This is a genomic window from Pseudoalteromonas sp. SS15 (assembly GCF_049257195.1).
Taxonomy (GTDB): Bacteria; Pseudomonadota; Gammaproteobacteria; order Enterobacterales; family Alteromonadaceae; genus Pseudoalteromonas.
The window spans coordinates 71,254-94,494 of sequence record NZ_JBMMUD010000001.1 but is presented as its reverse complement, the minus strand read 5'-3'; the positions used below and the strand labels follow the sequence as shown (position 1 = coordinate 94,494).

Sequence of the window (23,241 nt, the reverse complement as noted above, 5' to 3'; positions counted from 1 at the left end):
AATGTCGCGAACAGCGTTATATTTCGCGATTTTTAGTTATTTTCAACTTTTTCATTTTAGAGCGTAGTGTGCTCTCGGGAAGCCCTAATTTAATCGCAGCGCCTTTTGGGCCGGCTATTCGCCAATTAGAAAGTTCTAATACGTGTTCGATATGAAGTCTCTCTGTCTCATCGAGCCTTAAACTTTGACCTTCAAGCATTTGTTCATCAGTCATATTGAGTGGCTGAGTAATTGACACTAATCGTCCTTTAGACAAGATAGCCTCTCGCTCTAGTATATTTTGTAACTCTCTGATATTTCCCGGCCAATCATAAGCTTGAAGTTTGTCTATCGCTGCCTTTGTCAGCCCCATTAAGTGTTTACCTAGCCTTTTATTGAGCTGATTAATGAGGTTTGTGCACAGTAATGGAATGTCTTCTTTTCGCTCTTTTAGGCTTGGTACTCTGATAGGAAAGACATTGAGGCGATAATAAAGGTCCATTCTAAACTCACCTTTTCCAACCATTTGCCACAAATCTTTATTGGTTGCCGCTATGATACGAATATCTACTTTTAGCGTTTTACTCCCACCTACTCGCTCAAACTCTTGCTCTTGCAGTACGCGCAAAAGTTTACTTTGTGCCTCTAGCGACAGCTCCGCAATTTCATCTAAGAATAAAGTGCCTGTGTCTGCGAGTTCAAAGCGCCCTTTTCTTCTCTCATTGGCACCAGTAAACGCCCCTTTTTCATGACCAAATAATTCTGACTCTAATAAACTAGGTGTAAACGCAGCACAATTTACTTTTACAAATGGCTTCGAGCTTCGATTACTCAATCTGTGCAGGTTTCTGGCAACGAGCTCTTTACCCGTGCCATTTTCTCCTAAAATCAATACGGTACTGCTGGTCTGTGCAACCAGGTTGATCTGTTCAAGCATAGTTTGGAAGATATGACTTTGCCCAACTAAACCTGACTCTTGCCAATCTGCATTTAATTCTTCCAACAAGTAAGAGTTTTCTTCCTTTAATTGCTCAGTTAAGGTTTGAACTTGCTCTAGTGCTGCTCTTAGTGCGCTTTCTGCTTCGTGTTGCTTTGTTACGTCGCGAAATATCGCGACTGCCCCAATTATTTGTCCGTCTTTAAACACCGGTGTAGAGGTATATTCTACAGGGAAACTACTGCCATCTTTTCTCCAGAACACTTCGTCAGATATTTGCCTTACTTTGCCATCAAACATAGTGCAGTAGATGTTGCACTCATCTGCCGGATACGGTGAACCATCAGCATGGCTATGATGATGGTATTGATGAATTTTTTTACCTATTAGTTCCTCTGCTTTCCAACCTGTCATACGCTCAGCTGCGGGGTTTATAAATACTGCATTACCAGATAGGTCGAAACCGTAAATGCCTTCGCCAACAGAGTTAAGTAGTAGTTCAGGGTCATTTAGTAAACGTTTAAGTAAATGAGACATAGCATTCCTCGTGAAATATCACGTAAACTGTAACATATTGACACGTTATACCATTAGCAAATTCTGACAAATGTGTTTAAAGTCGCTAAAACACGTTTTTTATGAGACTAAAATGAGCAAACCACTTCAAGACGCGACCTTGTCTGTCGGATATATTGCCAAGCGTGCAGGCGTAAAAGTGTCAACTCTGCATTTTTATGAAACCAAAGGGCTGATCCGAAGTTGGCGAAATCAAGGAAATCAACGTCGCTATAAACCCGATGTGCTCAGGCGAATTGCTGTGATCAAAGCAGCCCAGCAAATGGGCGTCACATTACAAGACATCAAAGTTACTCTAGATGCGTTGCCTGATAATAGAACCCCGACTAAAAAAGATTGGGCAAATTTATCTCAGCGATGGCGTGCACAGCTGACCAAGCAAATTGAGTATTTAGAGCAGATCAGAGACAAAGTCGATGGTTGTATTGGCTGTGGCTGTTTATCTATGACGCAATGCCCTATGTATAACCCAGATGATGTCTGTGGCAAATCGCAATCCGGCGCAGCTTTTTTGCCTTCTAACCCTGATGCGCAGGCTAATCATAAAAAAACTGATAAAATAGATAAGAATCACTAACAAGGAACACCCATGAAAAAAACTGCACTCTCGCTCGCACTTGTCGCAGCGCTTGGACTGACTGCTTGTTCGCAAACAAGTACACAACAAGCTGAAAATAACAGCGTTCAAGTACAACAAAATTTCGCTAACTTCTCTGAACAGTTTATCCATGATTATTGGAAACAGTTCCCTGAACATTCTGCTTGGGCAGGCTATGGTAAATACGATGATATTATCAGTATTCCAAATCAAGCCTATCGTGACAGCACTTTGTCTTTTGCTAACGCAAAATTAAACGAACTAGCAAAATTTGATTTAGACTCATTGCCAACAGCGCAAAAGACGGATTATTACCTAATTGAAAATGCTTTAAAACGTACCATTTGGCACTCAGAAACCTTCAAAAGCTGGCAATGGAACCCATCTAACTACAATGTATCTGGCGGCTTTGCGACAATTTTAAACAGCCGCTTTAAAACTGATGACGAAAAATTTGCGACCGTTTTAAAACGTCTTCAATACGTGCCTGCATATTACGATGCAGCGAAAGCAAATATTGATAACCCCACTTTAGAATATACACAGCTTGCAATCGGCCAAAACAAAGGCGCTTTCAGTGTGCTAAAAGATGAGCTATTAACGCAAGTTGAAGGTTCAAATTTATCTTCAAGTGATAAAGCACTGTTTGTTAAGCGTTTCAATGCTGCAAAAGACGCAATCAATGGCTACATCGACTTTTTAACTGAACTTGAAAAATCTCTGGTAGAAAATGGTAACGCGCGTTCATTTAGAATTGGTGAAAAGCTTTATGAAGAAAAGTTCGAACTAGATATTCAATCTGGGTACAGCGCAAAAGAGATGTATCACAAAGCGGTTGCAGACAAAGATCGTGTGACAGCTGAGATGGTAAAGATCACAGATAAGCTGTGGCCGAAGTATTTCCCGAACACTAAGCGCCCATCAAACGACAGAGATGCGGTAGCTAAACTCATTAAACACCTTTCAGTCAAGCATGTTGCTCGTGACGAATTCGTGCCTGAAATTAAGCGCCAAATTCCAGACTTAGAAGCATTCGTCAGAGAAAAAGATCTGATCACGCTAGACCCTGAAAAGCCGCTTGTTGTCCGTGAAACACCAGAGTATATGCGTGGCTTTGCTGGTGCGTCTATTAGTGCGCCGGGCCCATATGATAAAAAAGAAAACACCTATTACAATGTAACACCACTAGATAACATGTCTGATGAGCAAGCTGAGTCATATTTAAGAGAATATAACCACTGGATTTTACAGATCTTAAATATTCACGAAGCGATCCCAGGTCACTATACACAATTAGTTTACTCAAACGAGTCTCCTTCTTTAATTAAGAGTATTTTTGCAAATGGCGCGATGATCGAAGGTTGGGCTGTGTATACAGAGCGTATGATGCTAGAAGAAGGCTATGGTGATTTTGAGCCAGAAATGTGGCTTATGTACTATAAGTGGAACCTTCGTGTTATCTGCAACACTATCCTAGATTATGCTATTCAAGTAAAAGGGATCAGCAAAGAAGAAGGCTTAGACCTATTAATGAACGGTGCATTCCAAGAAAAAGCAGAAGCTGAAGGCAAATGGCGTCGTGCGACATTAAGCCAAGTTCAGTTAACCAGCTACTACAGCGGTTACAGAGAGATTTATGATTTCAGAGAATCGTTAAAAGCCGCTCAAGGTGATGACTTTAACCTAAAAGCGTTCCATGAGCAGTTTTTAAGCTATGGCAGTACACCAGTCAAATACGTCAAGGCGTTAATGACAGATAAATAACACCAAAACTGAATTGAAAAAGCCCTTGTTTAAGGGCTTTTTATTTAAGTTCTGGTTAATATAATTTTTAGTTATGAGTTTCTCGACTTAGCTTGCAGCAATAAATGCGTATAACGACCGAGCGACGCATAAGGCTCTTGTTGGTTATATTTAAGCTCTAATGCAAGTAAATCATCAAATTGCGTTTTACCTTTTTCAAGCTCTCGCAAATAATCATGAAAACAACGCACACCCGTTTTGCAGAGACGATGGAAGTTTTCTTGATTTAAAGCTTTGTCTACAACTTCTGGCTCTACAGGGTGGTTAGGGCTTAAACCAACTTTTTGTTTTACATGCAACCCTTGATTTACATAATCAAAATTTCCATAGACCATATTTGCAAATAAGTGTGCGTCTTTATTGAAGTACATTAAAGACAAATAACCCGCATCGTTGACAAGTTTTGACAAAATCGTAATCGCCTCAACTTGATCAACTAACCATTCAAGCACAGCATGGCACAGGACAAAATCGAAAGTACCTAACTCTAATTCAGGCAATGCCAGTAATGGTGCGTGAATAAATTCAAATTGAGCACTTAAACCCGCTTGCTCCACATGCTCTTTTGCAAGTTGTAGCATATCTTCCGATATATCCACCAGCGTGATGTGATGGCCTAAACTAGCCAAATAAATCGCTAACTGACCTTGCCCACCACCAATATCTATTATTCGTATTGGTGCAGTCGCATTATCTAGCCATGGAATATGCTGAGAAAAATCACGCTTTAAAATGGCTTCTCGTATTTTGCCCTTAGGTGTACCGTAAATATTCTTCTTAAATTTTTCCGAGATAGCATTAAAGCTTCTATCGCGCGCTAATTTATCTTTGTAGCTTTTGTTTTTGTTACTCATATTTAGCGGTTAAACCGGATTATTGATATCAATAAATTCAACGTCTAAATCATAGGTTTTAGCAAGATACTCACCTAAAGCTTTGGCACCATAACGTTCAGTAGCATGATGGCCTGCTGCTATAAAGTGGATGTTTTGTTCATTTGAGCTATGGATTGTCTGCTCAGAAGCCTCACCGGTTAAGTAGGCATCAATACCTTGGGTTGCGGCCATATCGATAAAACTTTGGCCTCCACCTGTACACCAAGCGATGGTTTTAATTAGATGATCGCCCGCTTGATTTACTAATGGTTTTCTATCAAGTTTCTCGTCTACCAGTTGCGCAAATGCTTCTAAGCTCATTGGTGTCTTGAGTTTGCCTTTCACTGCAACACAGTTTTTATTCCAAGGCTCCAGAGGCCTTTCGTAAGTAATATCTAGTAACTCAGCCAATTGCGCATTGTTGCCAAGTTCTGGGTGAACATCTAGAGGTAAATGATAAGCAAGTAAATTGATGTTGTTTTCTAATAACGCTTTAATACGTCTTTGCTTCATGCCCGTAATAGTTTGATCTTCACCTTTCCAGAAGAAGCCATGATGAACTAAAATCGTGTCAGCTCCAGCTTCTATGGCAGCATCGATCAGCGCCTGACTGGCAGTAACACCCGTCACAATTTTTTTAACTTCTTCAGCCCCTTCAACTTGTAAACCATTCGGGCAATAGTCACTAATAGAAAATGGTTTTAATAGTTCGGTTAATTGATTAACAAGTTTTGTTCTTTTCATTTGATTCCTCAGCCCTTGAAATTTAGGGCGTATTTTAACAGCTTAGTCATGATGATAAAGCGCAACAACAACCTACTAATTAATAAAATTAAAATATCGTAACAACAAAATAAGAGAGTAAAAGAATGTTTTGAATTACAAATGTAATAAAGAGCTTACCGTTGAACTGCCATTTTATTGTCTTATGCCGTATTAACTCTTGCATCAATAAAGTTGAAAGGTTGAGCGATAGCAGCGCCGTGACACTTAAACTTAATTCACTGATTCTTTGCCCATCCACTTTTGCCCGCTTTTTATCAAGTAAAAATAAAAAACAAAAGATCGAATTGGTTATGAATAAATAGGTAAAAACAAGCGGTACAAGTTTGTCATTAGAGGCGATAGAAATCGTGACTAAAAAAAGGGTTAGTATAAGCAGGGAGTGGTTCGCACTTCGAAAAAATAAGTTCAAGCTCTGTTAATCTCATGATTCTATTTCTTTGTAAGGAAGCCATTGTAACAAACGTTCAAATAGAACTTCGGGTTTTATTGGTTTAGAAATATAGTCATCCATACCAGCTTCTAGACATTTATCTTTATCACCAACCATCGCGTTCGCGGTCATTGCTATTATCGGAATATCTTTATAAAGCTCCCCTGCTTTTCCATTTCTAACTTCTATTGTGGCCTCATATCCATCCATTTCTGGCATTTGGCAATCCATAAGAATGACGGTGTATTTAGTATCTCTTGTTGTATTAAGTAAGCCTTGGATCACTTCTTCACCATTTGCCGCAATATCTACATGCGTTAAATTTAGTTTTGCCAGCATACTTTGCGCAACAATTTGATTAACACGATTATCTTCAGCTAAAAGAATACGGATCCCCTCTCCCCAGCTTATCTCTTCAGGCTTCAAAGCTGACTGAGCTTTAAGCGACTTTATGTAATGAGTCGTCACTAAAGGCTTAGCGCCTTTGAGGGCTTCTCCATTTTCTGCAACGATTGAAAGCGCTGCAAATAAATCAAATGTTGTCGCAGGTTTCGGAAAATATCCATCAAACCCCAAGTTAGCAAAAAACTTTGCATCGCCTTTATGACACATCGAAGTCATCATAATTAACTTCATGGCTTTTAAGTGTTCGTTTGCTTTTATATGTTCCCCTAACTGTGCACCATCCATGACAGGCATTTGCATATCCAAAAATGCGATATCGAAGCAGTTATTGTGCTTTGCAAAATAACTTTCGCTGATGGTTAAAGCTTCGATGCCTGAACGCGCCTCTGTTACAGTCGCGCCCCAATGTTCAAGCTGTGCCCTAAGTACTTCACGATTAGTTTTGTTATCATCTACCAGTAAAATATTAAGGTGCTTCATCTCAACATCTGGAATAACATGAAATGACGCATTACTCTTTCCTAGTAGAATCGAAAAGCTAAAACAGGAACCTTTACCAGCCTGACTTGACACAGAAACTGCACCATCCATCAGTTCACAGAGTTTTTTTACAATTGCCAGTCCAAGTCCAGTTCCGCCATATTTTCTGGTTGTTGAGGCATCAACCTGACTGAATGATTGAAACAATTTTGCCTGCTGCTCAGATGATATTCCAATGCCTGTATCTTTGATATTACAATTTAACTGCCAATTATCAGTGTCATACTCAATCAAAGACGCTTCAATCAGCACTTCACCATCTGAAGTGAACTTAATGGCATTACCAACCAAATTGCTTAAGATTTGCCTCAACCTACCAGGATCACCAACTACAACGGCTTCATCTATGTTTGTTACATCTAAAATAAGTTCTATGCTTTTGTTGTGTGCTTGTATAACGGCTGACTCCGCAAAATCACCGAGCAACCCTCGCAAATCAAACTCTAAGTGTTCTAGCTCGAGCTTTCCTGCATCCACCTTTGAAAAGTCTAAAATGTCATTGATTAAGGTTAAAAGAGAATTAGCACTGCTCATTGCAACGTTTATTCGGTGTTGTTGTTCTGCATTTAAGTCACTATTAAGCAGTAAATTGAGCATGCCTAGCACCCCATTCATTGGGGTACGTATTTCATGACTCATTGAGGCCAAAAACTCGCTTTTGGCAATACTGGCTTGCTCCGCCATCATTTTGGCTTCTTTTAACGCTTTTTCTGAAGCAACTCTATCTGTTATGTCTTGTTGAATACCCACATAAGCGGTGAGCTCTCCTGCTTCATTATGTACAGGAAAAAGCTGTAAACTATTCCAAAATGGTTGGCCATTCTTTTTGTAATTTAAGAGGTCAACTTTCACTATGTCATGATTTTTCAAAGCCTTCCTGATCTTATCAACTGAGAGCTGACACGTTTGCTCCCCTTGTAATAAACGACAGCTTTTCCCTAGGATCTCTTCTCCATAACCTGTAATGTTGGTAAAAGCTTGGTTTATGTATATGAGAGGTAGCTCTGGATCAGATACTGAGCTTATTGTTACTCCTAGGTTACTAGCATCAATAGAAAGGGCTAATAAATCATTTTCTTCTTTTGCTTTTTTCAGCGCTTGTTGGGCTTGTATTTGCTCTGTGACATCAGTCATTGACCCTGCCATCCTGATCGCTTTGTTAGTACTATCAAATAGGGCATCGCCCTTCACTCTGTAAACTCTAAATTCCCCTTTTTTGGTCATGAATCTGTGTTGCACATCATAAATTGCTTTTTGCTGAAGGTGTGCCTTTAAGCTGCTTTTTACAAACTCACGATCTTCAATATGAACCATTCTTTCTAAGACCGTATAGTCCTCGGGAAACTCATCATGAGGTGCATAACCGAGTAATTCCCTGAAACGTTCAGAACAAAATACCTTTCCTGTTTTTATATCCCAGTCCCAAATACCATCTAGACTCCCATTTATAGCAAGGTTTAACCTTTCTTCACTCAACTTTGTTGCTTGTTGAGACAGTTCAAGCTTTCTATAGGGGTTTAAAAGTAGTTTCTGACCAACTAAGAATAAAAATAAAGAAGATAAAAACAGGCTTACAAAAATTGCACTAGCAATACTTATGATGACTTGCTTCACTTGTTTTTCTACCAAAGTAGAATCAACTAAGTAATTAAGCATTAAGCCCGAACTATGAAGGTCAGACTTTAACACTGAATCGTACTTATTATTTGTACTTAAATTTGAATAACTTAACCAAGGGCCTGATAGTTTAACGCCATGTGTATTTGACTCAAGGACTTCAGATAATAAAACATCAATAGGAGTTTCAAACTTGACAATCAGTGCCCCTTCGGTGAATCCATTATAGTTTATAGGCACTGCCAATTTGAAATATGCTTGCCCTTGGCTTTGATCAAGCAATACGGCATGTGAAAGCTCCCCATTAAGTAAATCTTCAAGCCAGTCACTTGGAGTTTCCCTAATAGCCTGCTCTTCGCTATTTCTATAGACATAATCACCAAGGACATTGAAGACCCAAAGTTGTTCCTTTATCCCTAGAATCTTAAACTCTGACAAATAATCATTTAAAGACGCTTCTGACACACCTGAACCCATAACGCCGTTAATAATGATGGGTTGACTTGATAAATCTTTCAGCAGCAAAATTCTCGTTTCTAAAAAGTTTTCTATATATTTTGCACTGAGTTTCGCTTCTGTTTCTGATGCTTGTTGCTTGTAGCCATTTAATACAGATGAAGCTTCCCTCCCTACTAGCATCACGCTTATCAAAACCGATAAAAAAAGGCTCATCACTACAAAGACAATGAAAGCTTTGTTGGCATCAAGCTGCATCTTTAAGAATTGTGACTTCACACACTAGCCTTTATTCTTGATGATAGAAATAGAGCCATTCTCTTTGTATTTGGCCATACAAAGATCTTCTAAACCTAAAGCCTCATGCGAATCTTCACCCTTATTTGAAAATGGTTTTGAATAAACCTTGACCAAGCCATCTACTGGTAAGTTGAGATTCTCGAGCGCATGTCTTAACGACCGTCTTGTACTGGCTGTATCTTTTGTCGCCTCAATTTGTGTCATGGCCTGAACAAACAGTAATCCCAAATCGTAGCCGTGCACAAAACCTGCGGGGGCTTGCAGCGTTTCAACGTCAAAATCTTGCTTAAACAACTTCTTAGCAGACTTAATTGCTTTCTTTACACTATCTGAATGAGGTAGTTCATCAAAGGAGAAGCAGGATTGAATAAAATTAAGCTCAATACCCCCCTTAAGGTATTGCTTAGTCGTATCGAAAAAATTACCTCCTGTAATTCCCCAATGACTAATGATTGGTTTTTGCAAAGTTTTATCTATTTCTGCCATTGCCTGAGTAAAGTATTTACCTTCAATAGCATTGCCAACAAAAACAATACAGTCCGCACCTGTATTTATGATCCCCCTCAAAATTAACTTTGATTTTTTTAGTCTCGTATTCCAATTGAACCAAGTCACTTCAGCTTTATTTTTCCCTAAAGCATCTTGCATGGTTCGTTCGTTTGATTTGCCCCATGGCGTGTTTTCAAGGAGTAAATGAGGCTGTTCACAAGAACGTGCTTCTTTTGCGAATTGGATAATCCGGTAGCCCGCTTTAGTGTCGTCTACAGATAATCTAAAAACCCAGTTTGTCCCATGTTCATAGCGAGTGATAGAACCACCTGCAGCCCAAGGCACCAATAGTAAGATCTGTTCTTTGTTTATGAAGGTCCTATTTTTTATGTAAGGAGGAGAATGAAGGCCCCCCAATATGAATAATGCTTTAGGATCCTTGAGGAATTTTTTCATATGTAACAAGCTACGGTTGCTATTACCTCGATGATCCATTTCTAAAAAATTAAACTCGACGTTTTCTAGCCTATTTTTTTCAGATTCTAACGCAGACATAAATCCCATTTTGATTGCATTGGCAGATGCAAAATGGTTTGAGTAATCTGAGTCATGATAAATATTGAATTGGTGAACTGATTGCGCCCAATTTGATGAACTATAGGCAAAAAAACAAATAATAAAACAATATTGGATGGCCTTCATAATTTCATCTGGTTGATTTTGTTTTTTTAACCTTAGTTCAAAAAATCAACTTTGTAGAAATTTAAGCGTGTATATAGATAAAAAACACATAATAAAAAAGGCCATATCTGGCCTTTTCTAAATAAATCGTTTAATTATGAAATCAACTTTTACACGCTTCGCCTGGCCTAGTAATTTCCTGACTGGCTGCGGGTAATCTTGAACTGATTCCAGATCTTCATGACTAGATAATAATCGGCAGTGTTGAAGAATGTCTTGCTTCTCTGTCAATAACAATTGATCGAGCTTATGCGCTTTATCTTCGATCAAAATTCCATTTTCAATATCTAATCCCCAGGCTCTTGGATTTAGGTTATGACCACTTAGAAGATGTAGCTGACCATCTTTACTCACGCCTTTCAAATGAAAAGAGTTATTTTCATGTTTCCAAAGGTATACCTTAAGCAACCCTGACTGAATGAACCTTTTATTAGATTTTAAGAATTTAAATAAAATCGTTTCATAGAGATAAGGTAACGCACCTATTTTGCTAAATGGTTGTTCTGGAGAAATATAAAAATCATTCGCTGTTTTATCACCAACAACGATGGTTACTTCTTTACCTTGCTTTAGTAAACGACGTAAAGAGCGAAGTAATGGCGCTGGAAAATTAAAGTATGGCGTATAAAGCAATAGTTCTTTTTCTGTTGTGTCAAACAAGGCTTTAATTAACCTATTCAACTTATTTGCACGTCTACCAAACCCTAAGAATGGTCGAACACTCAAGGTAGAATCAGAGTTACTTGATTCTATATTGTATCGACCTTTTCTCAACTCTTTCATCAATTGACGCTGAGAAACTTTAATCTCATTGTATTTAGGTATTGGGCGACTATCTATTCTTGGTACAGCTTCTGACGACAATAAAAAATCATTTGTGAAGTTACAAAAAGAATCCGCTAACCCTGGTTGTTGTAAAATGAAGTATCTATCAAGTCGGTACTTTTCACCCACATTCATATACACATTGTTTATGCTCGCACCGCTATAAAGCAAGATATCGTCGATAACGATGCCTTTTAAATGTAGAACGCCGAATAGTTCTTTGCCTTTAACTGGTACACCAAATACTTTTACATTACTTTGATGTTTTTCTAATTCATCACAATATAAGGCTGCATTTCCCTCCGATTTCGCAGCACCTATAAGGCCACGTTGAGCTCGGTGAAAATCAACTAATACATTAATCTCAAGCGTTGGGTTTGCTAGTGAAGCTTTATGAAGTGCTAAAAGCACTTCTCTACCCGCTTCATCGTCTTGTAAATACAAAGCAGTGATATAAATCCGATATTTAGCGCTTTCAATGAGACTTAACAGTCTTTCATGATATTGCTTTGCGCTATTTAGTACTTCAACGTCTTTGTCTGCTAACTCAAAGCTTGGAATGTCCTGCCAAAATGCCATAACAACCTATAAATAAAGGTGACTCAATCCAGAGTCTCACACAAAATTAGTAAGAACATATCAAAAAAATATTATTAGGTCATGAATTTCTGATAAAACATCGATTTTTGGATGTTTTTTTCAACAAGTACAGATTATTTGACACCTTTTAAATTTATTAATTTTCAATATTCCTAATTTATTTTACTTCTCACTTGTTTTACATAGAATCGTCCTCACTTCATTAAAAAGATAATTGATTAGGAATACCTCATGAGTGATGCAAAACACTGTAAACTTTTAATTTTAGGCTCGGGTCCTGCTGGTTACACTGCTGCAGTTTATGCTGCACGCGCAAATTTAAACCCTGTGCTAATTACTGGTATGCAGCAAGGTGGTCAGCTTACAACAACAACTGAAGTTGAGAATTGGCCTGGTGACGCACACGGCTTAACTGGTCCTGCTTTGATGGATCGTATGAAAGAACATGCAGAACGTTTCGAAACTGAAATCGTTTTCGACCATATCAACAAAGTAGACGTTACAAAGCGTCCATTTACGCTAACAGGCGATCAAGGTACATACACTTGTGACGCACTTATCATTGCTACTGGCGCTTCTGCTAAATATTTAGGCCTTGAATCTGAGACAGCTTTCCAAGGTCGTGGTGTTTCTGCATGTGCTACATGTGACGGTTTCTTTTACCGCGGACAAAAAGTAGCGGTTGTTGGTGGTGGTAACACTGCTGTTGAAGAAGCTCTATACCTTTCTAACATTGCAGATGAAGTTCATGTTATTCACCGTCGCGACTCATTCCGCAGTGAAAAGATTTTATCTGACCGTTTAATGGAAAAAGCAAAAAACGGCAACGTAACACTTCATTTCAATCGTACTTTAGATGAAGTAGTTGGTGATGAAATGGGTGTAACTGGCATCAAAATTAAAGATACAGACTCAGATAATGTTGAGCAACTTGATTTAGCTGGTGTGTTCATCGCAATCGGTCACAAACCAAACACAGATATGTTTGAAGGCCAACTTGAAATGAAAGATGGTTATTTAGTAGTCCAGTCAGGTCTAAATGGTAATGCAACGCAAACTTCTGTTGAAGGTGTGTTTGCAGCTGGTGATGTATCTGATCACATCTATCGTCAAGCAATTACGTCAGCTGGTACTGGTTGTATGGCAGCACTAGATGCTGAGCGCTTCCTAGATAACCAATAAATTTCAGACCTGGAGGGTTGTTTAACCCTCCGCTTTCACTTTAAGATGTTTTTCATTAAAAATATGATTAATTTCTTAAATGACACCACGCCTATATCAGCTATCAACTGAAACAATCGATTTTCCTTCACCAACTTTGGCTTTAAATGAACCTGATGGCTTACTTGCTATCGGAGGCTGTCTTACACCTGCAAGACTCAACCTTGCATATAAGTCAGGTATTTTCCCTTGGTTTAATGAAAAAGAGCCCATCATGTGGTGGTCGCCAAGTGACAGAGGTGTGATTGAACTGCATGATTTCCATGTCAGTCGTTCATTAAAAAAAGTGGCAAGAAGAACAAAACCTATCGTCACTGTTAATAAAGCATTTGACACTGTTATCAATGCCTGCCGAGAGCAAAGGTTACATGCAGAAGGTACCTGGATAAACCATCAGATGTTGGCTGCCTACACTCATATGCATACGTTAGGTTTTGCACATAGCCTCGAAGTCTGGGATCAAAACAATAATCTGATGGGTGGTCTTTATGGAGTTATGAACTCAGGTGTTTTCTGTGGAGAGTCTATGTTTTTTAATCAACCAAACGGCTCAAAGTTAGCCATGTGGGCGTTAGTTAATTGGCTTAAAAAGCACAACGCCCATTTTGTAGATTGTCAGTTGGAAAACCCCTATTTAACCACTTTAGGTGCAAAATTAATTTCAAGGTCTGAGTTTTTAGCTAAACTTAAGTTAGCTCAGAGCTTTGATATACCCAGTTCGATGTGGAAACCACAGGTATTGGAAGAGATTTATGACTGAACATTTTCCTTCAAAGATTGGATTAAGCCAACAGTTTGATTGCAGTTATTTACCTGATAAACAAGAACAGCTGCTCGTCATCCTCGATAGTCAATGCTACAACGCAGCACGGTTTCAAGACTTATTAGAATTAGGTTTCAGACGCAGCGGTGATCAAATTTATCGCCCTCATTGTCCTAGTTGCCATGCCTGTGAGTCAATGCGTATTCCTGTTAAAGATTTTGTGCTATCAAAATCACAAAAGCGAAAGCTAAAAACAGCGAAAAACAATTTCTATATTAAGGTGAGTGATAAAGAGCAATCAAATTATTACGCATTATATGAGAACTATATAAATCAAAAGCATCATGACGGGACTATGTTCCCTCCAAACCGCCTACAATATGAAAGTTTTTTATTTTGTAATTGGTTACCAGTTACCTTTATTGAGTTGTGGGATCAAGATGAACTTATCGCTGTTGCAGTCACAGACACTATGCCAAATTCTTTATCTGCGATTTATACCTTTTATCACCCTGACTATGACAAGTTTAGCCTTGGTGTTGTGATGATATTGCTTCAAATAGAATTCGCAAAAAGCTCTGGTTTAGATTTCGTGTATTTGGGTTATCAAATTGATGAATGCAGAAAGATGTCTTACAAGTCTCAATTTAAACCTGCAGAGCGTTTTATATCGGATGTTTGGCAACTGAAGCTGTAATTAAATTAACTAATTTCCCCCCTTACCTTTACTTATTGTGTGGTTTTCGGCAAAATCTGCAGCGTTAATCTAATCAAAGAGGTGTTACGCTACACATGGCGAAAGAAGACGTAATTGAAATGCAAGGCACGGTCCTTGATACTTTACCAAACACAATGTTCCGCGTTGAACTTGAAAACGGCCACGTAGTGGTTGCTCATATTTCTGGTAAAATGCGCAAAAACTACATTCGTATTTTAACAGGCGATAAAGTAACTGTTGAAATGACGCCATACGATTTAACTAAAGGTCGTATCGTTTTCCGCGCGCGTTAATTACGCCGTGATTGTAAAGCGTATTGGTTAAGTTCATTCGTTTTACCTTTAACCCATCAGGGTGATTTCATTCGATGTGTTAAATAAAAAAGCCTAGCTTAGCTAGGCTTTTTTAATGGTCTCATGGAAGGTGGGTTTACACCTTCTCACCTTTAAGCTTCCGCCATTTCAACATCAAATTGGAAGTTAAGTTTATTACTCTTCAGGCCCACTTTAACTGTGCCGCCTTCGGCTAACTTGCCAAACAGGATTTCATTTGCAAGTGGCTTTTTCAATTGCTCTTGAATAACTCGTGACATTGGTCTAGCACCCATTGCTTTGTCGTAGCCTAGATCAGCTAACCATTCTCTAGCCGCTGCTGTCAGCTCTAGGTTCACAGATTTACGGTCAAGTTGCGCTTGAAGTTCAACTAAGAATTTATCTACAACTTGTAAAATAACCTCTTTATCTAAATGGTTAAACCAAATGATATTGTCTAAGCGGTTTCTAAATTCTGGTGTGAACACCTTATTTATCTCAACCATCGCATCGTGCGAATGATCTTGCTGCGCAAATCCTATTGACTGACGAATGGTTTCTTGAACCCCCGCATTCGTGGTCATGACAAGTACAACATTTCTAAAGTCTGCTTTGCGGCCATTGTTGTCTGTTAACGTGCCATGGTCCATAACTTGTAGCAAAATGTTATAAATATCTGGGTGCGCTTTTTCAATCTCATCTAAAAGTACAACAGCATGAGGGTGTTTGATCACAGAATCAGTTAGCAAACCGCCCTGCTCATAACCCACATAGCCTGGAGGCGCGCCGATTAACCGGCTAACCGCGTGACGTTCAGAGTACTCTGACATATCAAAACGAATGAACTCCACGCCCATACATTTTGCAAGTTGCTTTGTAACTTCTGTTTTACCAACACCAGTTGGGCCAGCAAACAAGAAAGAACCAATTGGTTTGTCTTCATTTGAAAGGCCTGAACGAGAAAGTCTAATTGCAGATGTTAATGCATCAATAGATTGATCTTGACCAAACACCAACATTTTTAAGTTTCTATCTAAGTTTTTGAGTGTTTCTTTATCGCTTGAAGACACACTCTGCTGAGGAATACGTGCAATCTTAGATACAATCTGCTCAATATCTGCAACGTTGATGGTTTTCTTACGCTTAGATACTGGTAGCAAACGCTGGTTTGCCCCCGCTTCATCTATCACATCAATGGCTTTATCTGGTAAGTGACGCTCGTTAATATATTTCGCGCTCAATTCTGCAGCCGCACGAAGTGCTTTTTGAGTATAGCGAATACCATGGTGATCTTCGTAACGGTCTTTCAAGCCCATTAGGATCTTTGTTGTATCTTCAACACTTGGCTCGAGTACATCTATCTTTTGGAAGCGACGAACAAGTGCTCTGTCTTTTTCAAAAATATTTTTAAACTCGTTATAAGTCGTTGAACCCATACATCTTAATTGACCACTAGACAGTAATGGTTTAATCAGATTCGAGGCATCCATCACACCACCCGACGCAGCACCTGCACCTATGATTGTATGGATCTCATCAATAAATAGAATTGAATGTGGTTTTGCTTGTAGCTCTTTCAACAACGCTTTAAAACGCTTTTCAAAATCACCGCGATATTTAGTTCCCGCTAATAATGCGCCCATATCAAGTGAATATACCACCGCATCGGCAATCACATCGGGTACTTGCTCATTTACGATTCTATAGGCAAGCCCTTCTGCAATCGCGGTTTTTCCAACACCAGCTTCGCCTACAAGTAAAGGGTTATTCTTTTTACGACGACATAAAACCTGAACAGTGCGTTCTACTTCTTGATCTCGACCTACTAATGGATCTAACTGGCCCGCTTGTGCCATCGCGTTCAGGTTAGTTGTGAAGTTTTCAAGTTTAGTCTTCTCTTCACCTTGTACGTCGTTAGAGTCATCACTATTGATGTCTTCATGGTCATCTTCGTGATGCTCGTCATCTGACTTAGCCACACCGTGAGAAATGAAGTTCACTATATCTAAGCGACTGATATCACTCTTTTTCAGTAGATAAACAGCTTGGCTTTCTTGTTCAGAAAATATTGCAACTAATACGTTCACACCTGTAACTTCTGTGCGCCCAGATGATTGCACATGAAATACAGCTCTTTGTAAAACACGCTGAAAACCTAGTGTCGGCTGCGTTTCTCTATCATTTTCACTTTCAGGTAATAATGGTGTTGTTTCATCGATAAACTCAGAAAGCTCTCGTTTGAGCGTTTCTGTATCAACACCGCATGCGCCTAATGCTTCACCTGCTGATGGGTTATCTATTAATGCAAGTAATAAATGCTCAACAGTCATAAATTCGTGACGACGTGTTCTTGCCTCACGAAACGCTGCATTTAAGGTAATTTCAAGATCTTTGTTTAGCATAAGCAACCCCCAAACGAGATTTATATCGGTTATTCCTGCTCACAACTACATAGCAGTGGATGTTCATGGTCGCGAGCGTAACGATTTACTTGTTCCGCCTTAGTATGTGCAATATCTGAAGGATACAAGCCACATACTGCCTTTCCCTCGTGATGCACGCGCAGCATCACGTCAGTTGCTTTTTCGCTGTCCATATTAAAAAACGTCATTAATACTTCGATTACAAAGTCCATTGGAGTGTAATCATCATTATTTAAAATGACTTTATACTTTCGAGGTGGGCTTAGCTTTTGCTTTTGCTTCTCTCTAACTGTATCGATTACACCAGAATCTTTAATACCACTCATAATAAAATATAGTCTTGTGTTGTTAACTCAAGCAAACTTGAATTGAAAAAATAAATTTTTTGTTAAAAATTTGTCTAAAAGCCTTGACTGATTGCTCATTTAAACTACAGTCGTTATTAGATTGTCTAATCTATGGGCAGTCTAGCAAATTATAAAGTTTAGATTAACTAAATTAGTCAACTTATAGAAGGATGTGGAAGTATGGCTTGCGGAAAAGTCAAATGGTTCAATAACGCCAAAGGGTTTGGTTTCATCGTAGAAGACGGCAGTGAAGAAGATATCTTCGCCCATTACTCAACGATTGTGATGGATGGATACAAAACACTTAAAGCCGGTCAAGATGTAACCTTCGAGTTGCAACAAGGTCCAAAAGGACTTCATGCAACGAACATCGCTCCTAGAGAGACTGAACTCGCTTGATGTTATTATCTCATTAATAAAGCGGGTTTTAACTCGCTTCACCCCCCTTATTTTTTATTTCTCTTCTCCACTTTAAATTTTTAAATTAGCCCATATATAAATTGCTTGTTAAACTAGTGTCTGTTTTCAGGCTTGTTAGTTATGCCTATTTAGGTTTACACAATTATTTTGATTAACCTTTAAGATATCACCTTCAATGGTGCATATAGACTTTTAGAGTAGTTATAACTATCAAACTTGCTATATAAAGTTGCCTTAGGCAACATAGCATTCCCATTGCGTTTTGATAGGCACTCTGTGCCCCTGATCTAGGAATGATAATGACATCTAAAATTATATATACAAAAACTGACGAAGCACCGGCTTTAGCTACATACTCGCTGCTTCCAATCATTCAAGCTTACACTAATGCTGCAGGCGTTGAAGTTGAAACTCGTGATATTTCACTTGCAGGTCGTGTAATTGCAAACTTCCCTGAGTTTTTAACTGAAGAGCAGCGCATTGGCGATGCACTTGCAGAGCTAGGCGAATTAGCTAAAACACCAGAAGCTAATATCATCAAGCTTCCAAATATCTCTGCGTCAGTACCTCAATTAAAAGCAACAATCAAAGAGCTTCAAGATAAAGGTTACGCACTGCCTAACTACCCTGAAGAACCAAAGTCAGATGAAGAAGCTGCAATTAAAGCGACTTATGACAAAATCAAAGGTTCTGCAGTAAACCCTGTTTTACGTGAAGGTAACTCTGACCGTCGTGCACCTGCTTCTGTAAAAGCATACGCACGTAAAAACCCTCACTCAATGGGTGCATGGGCTGCAGACTCACAATCATACGTTGCTAGCATGACTGATGGTGACTTCTTTGGTTCTGAGCAATCAACAACTGTAGAAAATGCAACTGACGTTCGCATCGAACACGTTGCAGAGAATGGCGACGTTACTGTACTTAAAGCAAGCACACCTCTTCTTGCTGGTGAAATCATCGATGCATCACGCATGCGCGCAGCTGACTTACAAGCTTTCCTAGAACAAGAAATCAATGCAGCTAAAGAGAAAGGCGTTCTTTTCTCTCTGCATATGAAAGCAACGATGATGAAAGTGTCTGATCCAATCATCTTTGGCCACGCTGTAAAAGTATTCTACAAAGATGTATTTGCTAAACATGGCGAATTATTTGAAGAGCTAGGTGTTGATGTTAACAACGGTCTTGGTGACGTTTACGCTAAAATCGCGCAATTAGACGACGCAAAGCGTGCTGAAGTTGAAGCTGACATTCAAGCGGTATACGCTGAGCGCCCTAGCATTGCTATGGTTGATTCTGATCGTGGTATCACTAACCTACATGTACCAAGTGATGTGATCATTGATGCATCTATGCCTGCTGCTATTCGTACAAGCGGTCAAATGTGGAATGCTGAAGGCAAGCAACAAGACACTAGCTTTGTTATTCCAGATCGTTGTTACTCTGGTGTTTACCAAGCAACTATCGACTTCTGTAAGAAAAATGGTGCTTTCGACCCTCGTACTATGGGTACAATTCCTAACGTTGGTCTAATGGCTCAAAAAGCAGAAGAATATGGTTCACATGATAAGACATTTGAAGCGGCTTCTGCTGGTACGATCTGCGTAGTAGACACTGACGGCAATGTACTTCTTCAACATGACGTTGCACAAGGTGATATCTGGCGTATGTGTCAGGTTAAAGATGCACCAATCAAAGATTGGGTAAAACTTGCTGTTAACCGTGCTCGCGCTACAAACACACCTGCTGTTTTCTGGTTAGACGAAAACCGTGCTCACGATGCGCAACTAATCAAGAAAGTAAACACATATCTAGCTGACCACGACACTGCGGGCCTTGAAATTCTTATCAAAGCACCAGTTGAAGCAACAGAATACTCTCTTGCTCGCATGAAAGACGGTCAAGATACGATTTCAGTAACAGGTAACGTATTACGTGACTACCTAACTGACTTATTCCCAATTCTTGAACTGGGCACAAGTGCGAAAATGCTTTCAATCGTTCCGCTAATGAACGGTGGTGGCTTATTCGAAACAGGTGCTGGTGGTTCTGCACCTAAGCACGTTCAACAGTTCGAAAAAGAAAACCACTTACGTTGGGATTCTTTAGGTGAGTTCTTAGCACTTGCGGCATCACTAGAGCACTTAAGCCAAGTGAATGGTAATGCTAAAGCACAAGTGCTTGCTGATACACTAGACGCAGCGACTGGTAAATTCCTAGATGAAAACAAGTCACCGTCTCGTAAAGTAAACGAACTTGATAACCGTGGTAGCCACTTCTATCTGTCTCTGTACTGGGCACAAGCTCTTGCAGCTCAATCAGACGATGCTGAACTACAAGCGTTGTTCGCGCCAATCGCTGAAGAGTTAACCGCTAAAGAGCAAACAATTGTTGAAGAACTTAACGCTGCGCAAGGCGTAAGCAAAGATGTTGGCGGTTATTTCCAGCCTAATGACGAGCTTGCTTTTGCTGCTATGCGTCCTAGTGAAACTTTCAATGCAGTGTTAGCGAAACTAGCTTAATACTAATTTGAATGATTAAGGGCATCGTTTGATGCCCTTTTTTTATGAGTGTTTTACTTAGTAGCAAGGCTATAATTTGCTATTATGCTCACATCAATGTTTTTACCTCATATAACCAATGCAAAATCGCGCGCCTAATCGCACTAACAAAACATTCCAAAAGAAACCTCATAACAAAAAACCATTTAATAAAAAACGCGTGGTCAAAGAAGCGCTTCCTGCAGATCAAGTTAAAATTGTCCTGTTTAATAAACCTTTTGATGTACTTTGCCAGTTCACCGATGATCAAAACCGTGCAACTTTGGCAGACTACGTAAAAGAAAAAGGCGTATATGCAGCAGGTCGATTAGACCGAGACAGTGAAGGATTATTACTCTTAACAAACTGCGGAAAATTACAACACACTCTGACGAATCCGAAAAAAGACACAGATAAAACCTACTGGGTGCAAGTTGAGGGTGTGCCAAGCGATGAGTCAATTTATGCACTCAATAAAGGCGTCGAATTAAAAGATGGCCTTACTAAGCCTGCAAAAGTCAGAATTATTAACGAACCAAATATTTGGCCTCGTAATCCACCAATACGAGAACGCAAAAATATTCCAACTACTTGGCTTGAAATTACCATTTCTGAAGGCAAAAACCGACAAGTTCGCAGAATGACAGCCCATATTGGTCACCCTACACTTCGCTTGATACGATATCGTATTGGAAAATACACCCTTGATGGCATTAACAATGGCGAATATAAAGTGCTTTAGCGTTAAACGCCAACTTAGGATTCAGCCTCTTAAAATATCGTGCTATACTCACGCCTTTCAAAATCAAAGAGATTAACAGCAAAAAATATGAGCGATAATAGTCAGATTAAAGTCATCGTTGGTATGTCCGGTGGTGTAGATTCTTCAGTTTCAGCTTACTTATTAAAACAACAAGGCTATCAGGTAGAAGGCCTGTTCATGAAGAACTGGGAAGAAGATGACAATGACGAATATTGTGCTGCTGCTGAAGATCTTAAAGATGCACAAGCTGTCTGCGATAAGTTAGGTATTGAGCTTCATACCGTAAACTTTGCCGCTGAGTACTGGGACAACGTATTTGAGTATTTCTTAGAGGAATACAAAGCGGGCCGCACGCCAAACCCGGACATCATGTGTAACAAAGAAATCAAATTCAAAGCTTTCTTAGAATTCGCTGCACAAGCTCTTGGTGCAGACTACATTGCAACTGGTCACTATGTTCGTCGAGAAGAACGTGATGGTAAGTTTGTGATGCAACGTGGTCTTGATGATAACAAAGACCAAAGCTACTTCCTTTATACACTTAGCCATGAGCACATTGCTCAAACGCTATTTCCTGTAGGCCAAGTAGAAAAGCCTGAAGTACGTCGTATTGCTGAAGAGCAAGGTTTAATTACACACGACAAAAAAGACAGTACCGGTATCTGCTTTATTGGTGAGCGTAAGTTCAAAGACTTCTTGCAAAAATTCTTACCAGCGCAACCAGGTAAAATTGAAGACACTGACGGTCATGAAGTGGGTGAACATGAAGGTTTAATGTACCACACCCTTGGTCAGAGAAAAGGCCTATTAATTGGTGGTATGAAAGAAGGCAGTGGCGAGCCTTGGTATGTAGTTGATAAAGACGTAGAGCGTAACGTATTAATTGTTGGCCAAGGCAAAAACCACCCTCGCCTATTTAGTAACGGCCTTAACGCAAATCAATTACACTGGGTTGACCGTGTTGGCCCTAAAGGCACAACACGTTGCACAGTAAAAACTCGTTACAGACAAACTGACATACCATGTACTTTACTTGTCGGTGAAGACGGGATGGCACGGGTTTTATTTGACGAGCCTCAAAAAGCAGTAACCCCTGGTCAATCAGCTGTATTTTATGCTGACGACGTCTGCTTAGGCGGTGGTATCATCGACTCGGTGATCAAATAATGTCAACAAGTTATGTTTTACCGCTGGCGGCCATGTGCCAAATCAGCAAACTTGTTCAAAAAACAGCAAAATACGGCCAGTTTAATGAAGCTGAAGTCAGTACTTTTCTAAAAAGTATTGTTAACCTCAATCCTGCTCAGCCAGAAGACGTCTATGACGACAAATGGGTGATTAAAGACGGTTATAAAACGCTTATTCAACAACTCTCTCCTGAAGGCGAAAAAGATGTTGAGCTGGTTAAATATGTTGGCAGTTTGATGCAACTAGAACGTGCACTTTCAGCCAACCCCAAAGCGTTAGAAGAGCTGGCAAGCCGTTTGAATCAAGTTGAAAGACAACTATTACATTTTGATATTTGCGACAGCACTATAGTTGCTGCTTTTGCTGATATCTACAGTCAAGTACTCAGTCCCCTTGGACAAAAAATTCAAGTATTTGGCCAACCAGATTTATTAAAACAACCAAGTTACCAACATAAGATCCGAGCGCTTTTATTAGCAGGCATACGCAGTGCTGTACTTTGGCGACAACTTGGTGGTAAGCGACGTCAATTTTTCTTTGGCAAAAAGAAAATTATCGACATCGCGAAAAACAGTATTTAAAGAAATCGT

Annotated in this window: 20 protein-coding genes; 11 read left to right on the top strand and 9 right to left on the bottom strand. The window is 39.5% G+C overall.

Annotation, left to right across the window (positions count from 1 at the left end):
* Positions 1–16: 16 nt before the first annotated feature.
* A complete protein-coding gene (locus tag AAEU28_RS00420) occupies positions 17–1,453 on the bottom strand; it encodes a sigma-54 interaction domain-containing protein (protein WP_421962485.1) in 1,437 nt (478 codons plus the stop codon).
* 112 nt (positions 1,454–1,565) lie between these two features.
* Between AAEU28_RS00420 and soxR the strand changes: the two genes are divergently transcribed.
* Both soxR and AAEU28_RS00410 read left to right on the top strand, forming a co-directional pair.
* Entirely contained in the window at positions 1,566–2,069 is a 504-nt protein-coding gene (soxR, locus tag AAEU28_RS00415) for a redox-sensitive transcriptional activator SoxR (protein ID WP_421962484.1), read from the top strand.
* A gap of 12 nt (positions 2,070–2,081) precedes the next feature.
* A complete protein-coding gene (locus AAEU28_RS00410) occupies positions 2,082–3,854 on the top strand; it encodes a DUF885 domain-containing protein (RefSeq protein WP_421962483.1) in 1,773 nt (590 codons plus the stop codon).
* Between the two features lie 71 nt (positions 3,855–3,925).
* Here AAEU28_RS00410 and AAEU28_RS00405 read toward each other — a convergent pair whose 3' ends face one another.
* From AAEU28_RS00405 to pssA, 6 genes are all read right to left on the bottom strand, one after another.
* The gene (locus tag AAEU28_RS00405; RefSeq protein WP_421962482.1) at positions 3,926–4,747 is read right to left on the bottom strand and encodes a methyltransferase domain-containing protein; all 822 of its coding nucleotides are present in this window, start codon (positions 4,745–4,747) and stop codon (positions 3,926–3,928) included.
* Positions 4,748–4,756: 9 nt separating this feature from the next.
* On the bottom strand, positions 4,757–5,512 hold the full coding sequence (locus AAEU28_RS00400) for a Nif3-like dinuclear metal center hexameric protein (protein WP_421962481.1): 756 nt from the start codon (positions 5,510–5,512) through the stop codon (positions 4,757–4,759).
* 88 nt (positions 5,513–5,600) lie between these two features.
* Positions 5,601–5,963 carry a DUF1294 domain-containing protein gene (locus AAEU28_RS00395; protein ID WP_421962480.1) on the bottom strand — a complete coding sequence of 121 codons (363 nt, stop codon included), beginning with the start codon at positions 5,961–5,963 and terminating at the stop codon, positions 5,601–5,603.
* A 12-nt stretch (positions 5,964–5,975) separates the two neighbouring features.
* Positions 5,976–9,281, bottom strand: a complete 3,306-nt coding sequence (locus AAEU28_RS00390; protein WP_421962479.1) for a response regulator — start codon at positions 9,279–9,281, stop codon at positions 5,976–5,978.
* 3 nt (positions 9,282–9,284) lie between these two features.
* Positions 9,285–10,493, bottom strand: a complete 1,209-nt coding sequence (locus AAEU28_RS00385; protein ID WP_421962478.1) for an ABC transporter substrate-binding protein — start codon at positions 10,491–10,493, stop codon at positions 9,285–9,287.
* 117 nt (positions 10,494–10,610) lie between these two features.
* Positions 10,611–11,936 (bottom strand): CDP-diacylglycerol--serine O-phosphatidyltransferase, encoded by a 1,326-nt coding sequence (pssA, locus tag AAEU28_RS00380; RefSeq protein ID WP_421962477.1) that lies wholly within the window; start codon positions 11,934–11,936, stop codon positions 10,611–10,613.
* 252 nt (positions 11,937–12,188) lie between these two features.
* Between pssA and trxB the strand changes: the two genes are divergently transcribed.
* The 4 genes from trxB to infA all read left to right on the top strand — a co-directional run bounded on the left by trxB (position 12,189) and on the right by infA (position 14,952).
* A complete protein-coding gene (gene trxB / locus AAEU28_RS00375; protein ID WP_138482380.1) occupies positions 12,189–13,139 on the top strand; it encodes a thioredoxin-disulfide reductase in 951 nt (316 codons plus the stop codon).
* A gap of 79 nt (positions 13,140–13,218) precedes the next feature.
* Positions 13,219–13,938: a leucyl/phenylalanyl-tRNA--protein transferase gene (gene aat, locus AAEU28_RS00370; RefSeq protein WP_421962476.1), complete on the top strand. Its 720-nt coding sequence runs from the start codon at positions 13,219–13,221 to the stop codon at positions 13,936–13,938.
* The gene (locus AAEU28_RS00365) at positions 13,931–14,638 is read left to right on the top strand and encodes an arginyltransferase (protein ID WP_421962475.1); all 708 of its coding nucleotides are present in this window, start codon (positions 13,931–13,933) and stop codon (positions 14,636–14,638) included. Before aat ends, AAEU28_RS00365 begins: the two co-directional genes overlap by 8 nt.
* Positions 14,639–14,733: 95 nt before the next feature.
* Positions 14,734–14,952: a translation initiation factor IF-1 gene (gene infA / locus AAEU28_RS00360; RefSeq protein ID WP_058029687.1), complete on the top strand. Its 219-nt coding sequence runs from the start codon at positions 14,734–14,736 to the stop codon at positions 14,950–14,952.
* A gap of 152 nt (positions 14,953–15,104) precedes the next feature.
* On the opposite strand, the gene clpA is transcribed toward infA, so the two are convergent.
* Both clpA and clpS read right to left on the bottom strand, forming a co-directional pair.
* The gene (clpA, locus tag AAEU28_RS00355) at positions 15,105–17,372 is read right to left on the bottom strand and encodes an ATP-dependent Clp protease ATP-binding subunit ClpA (protein ID WP_421962474.1); all 2,268 of its coding nucleotides are present in this window, start codon (positions 17,370–17,372) and stop codon (positions 15,105–15,107) included.
* 29 nt (positions 17,373–17,401) lie between these two features.
* On the bottom strand, positions 17,402–17,719 hold the full coding sequence (clpS, locus tag AAEU28_RS00350; protein ID WP_138482388.1) for an ATP-dependent Clp protease adapter ClpS: 318 nt from the start codon (positions 17,717–17,719) through the stop codon (positions 17,402–17,404).
* A gap of 201 nt (positions 17,720–17,920) precedes the next feature.
* On the opposite strand from clpS, the gene cspD reads away from it, so the two are divergent.
* The 5 genes from cspD (at position 17,921) to hflD (ending at position 23,232) form a co-directional block, all read left to right on the top strand.
* Entirely contained in the window at positions 17,921–18,139 is a 219-nt protein-coding gene (gene cspD / locus AAEU28_RS00345; protein ID WP_138482390.1) for a cold shock domain-containing protein CspD, read from the top strand.
* Positions 18,140–18,459: 320 nt separating this feature from the next.
* Complete coding sequence (locus AAEU28_RS00340; protein WP_421962473.1) at positions 18,460–20,682, top strand: NADP-dependent isocitrate dehydrogenase; 2,223 nt, start codon at positions 18,460–18,462, stop codon at positions 20,680–20,682.
* A gap of 118 nt (positions 20,683–20,800) precedes the next feature.
* Positions 20,801–21,442, top strand: coding sequence for a pseudouridine synthase (locus tag AAEU28_RS00335; protein WP_421962472.1), 642 nt, complete (start codon positions 20,801–20,803; stop codon positions 21,440–21,442).
* Between the two features lie 87 nt (positions 21,443–21,529).
* The gene (gene mnmA, locus AAEU28_RS00330) at positions 21,530–22,630 is read left to right on the top strand and encodes a tRNA 2-thiouridine(34) synthase MnmA (protein WP_058029681.1); all 1,101 of its coding nucleotides are present in this window, start codon (positions 21,530–21,532) and stop codon (positions 22,628–22,630) included.
* Complete coding sequence (hflD, locus tag AAEU28_RS00325) at positions 22,630–23,232, top strand: high frequency lysogenization protein HflD (RefSeq protein WP_421962471.1); 603 nt, start codon at positions 22,630–22,632, stop codon at positions 23,230–23,232. The genes mnmA and hflD overlap by 1 nt, the downstream gene beginning before the upstream one ends.
* Positions 23,233–23,241 lie beyond the last annotated feature (9 nt).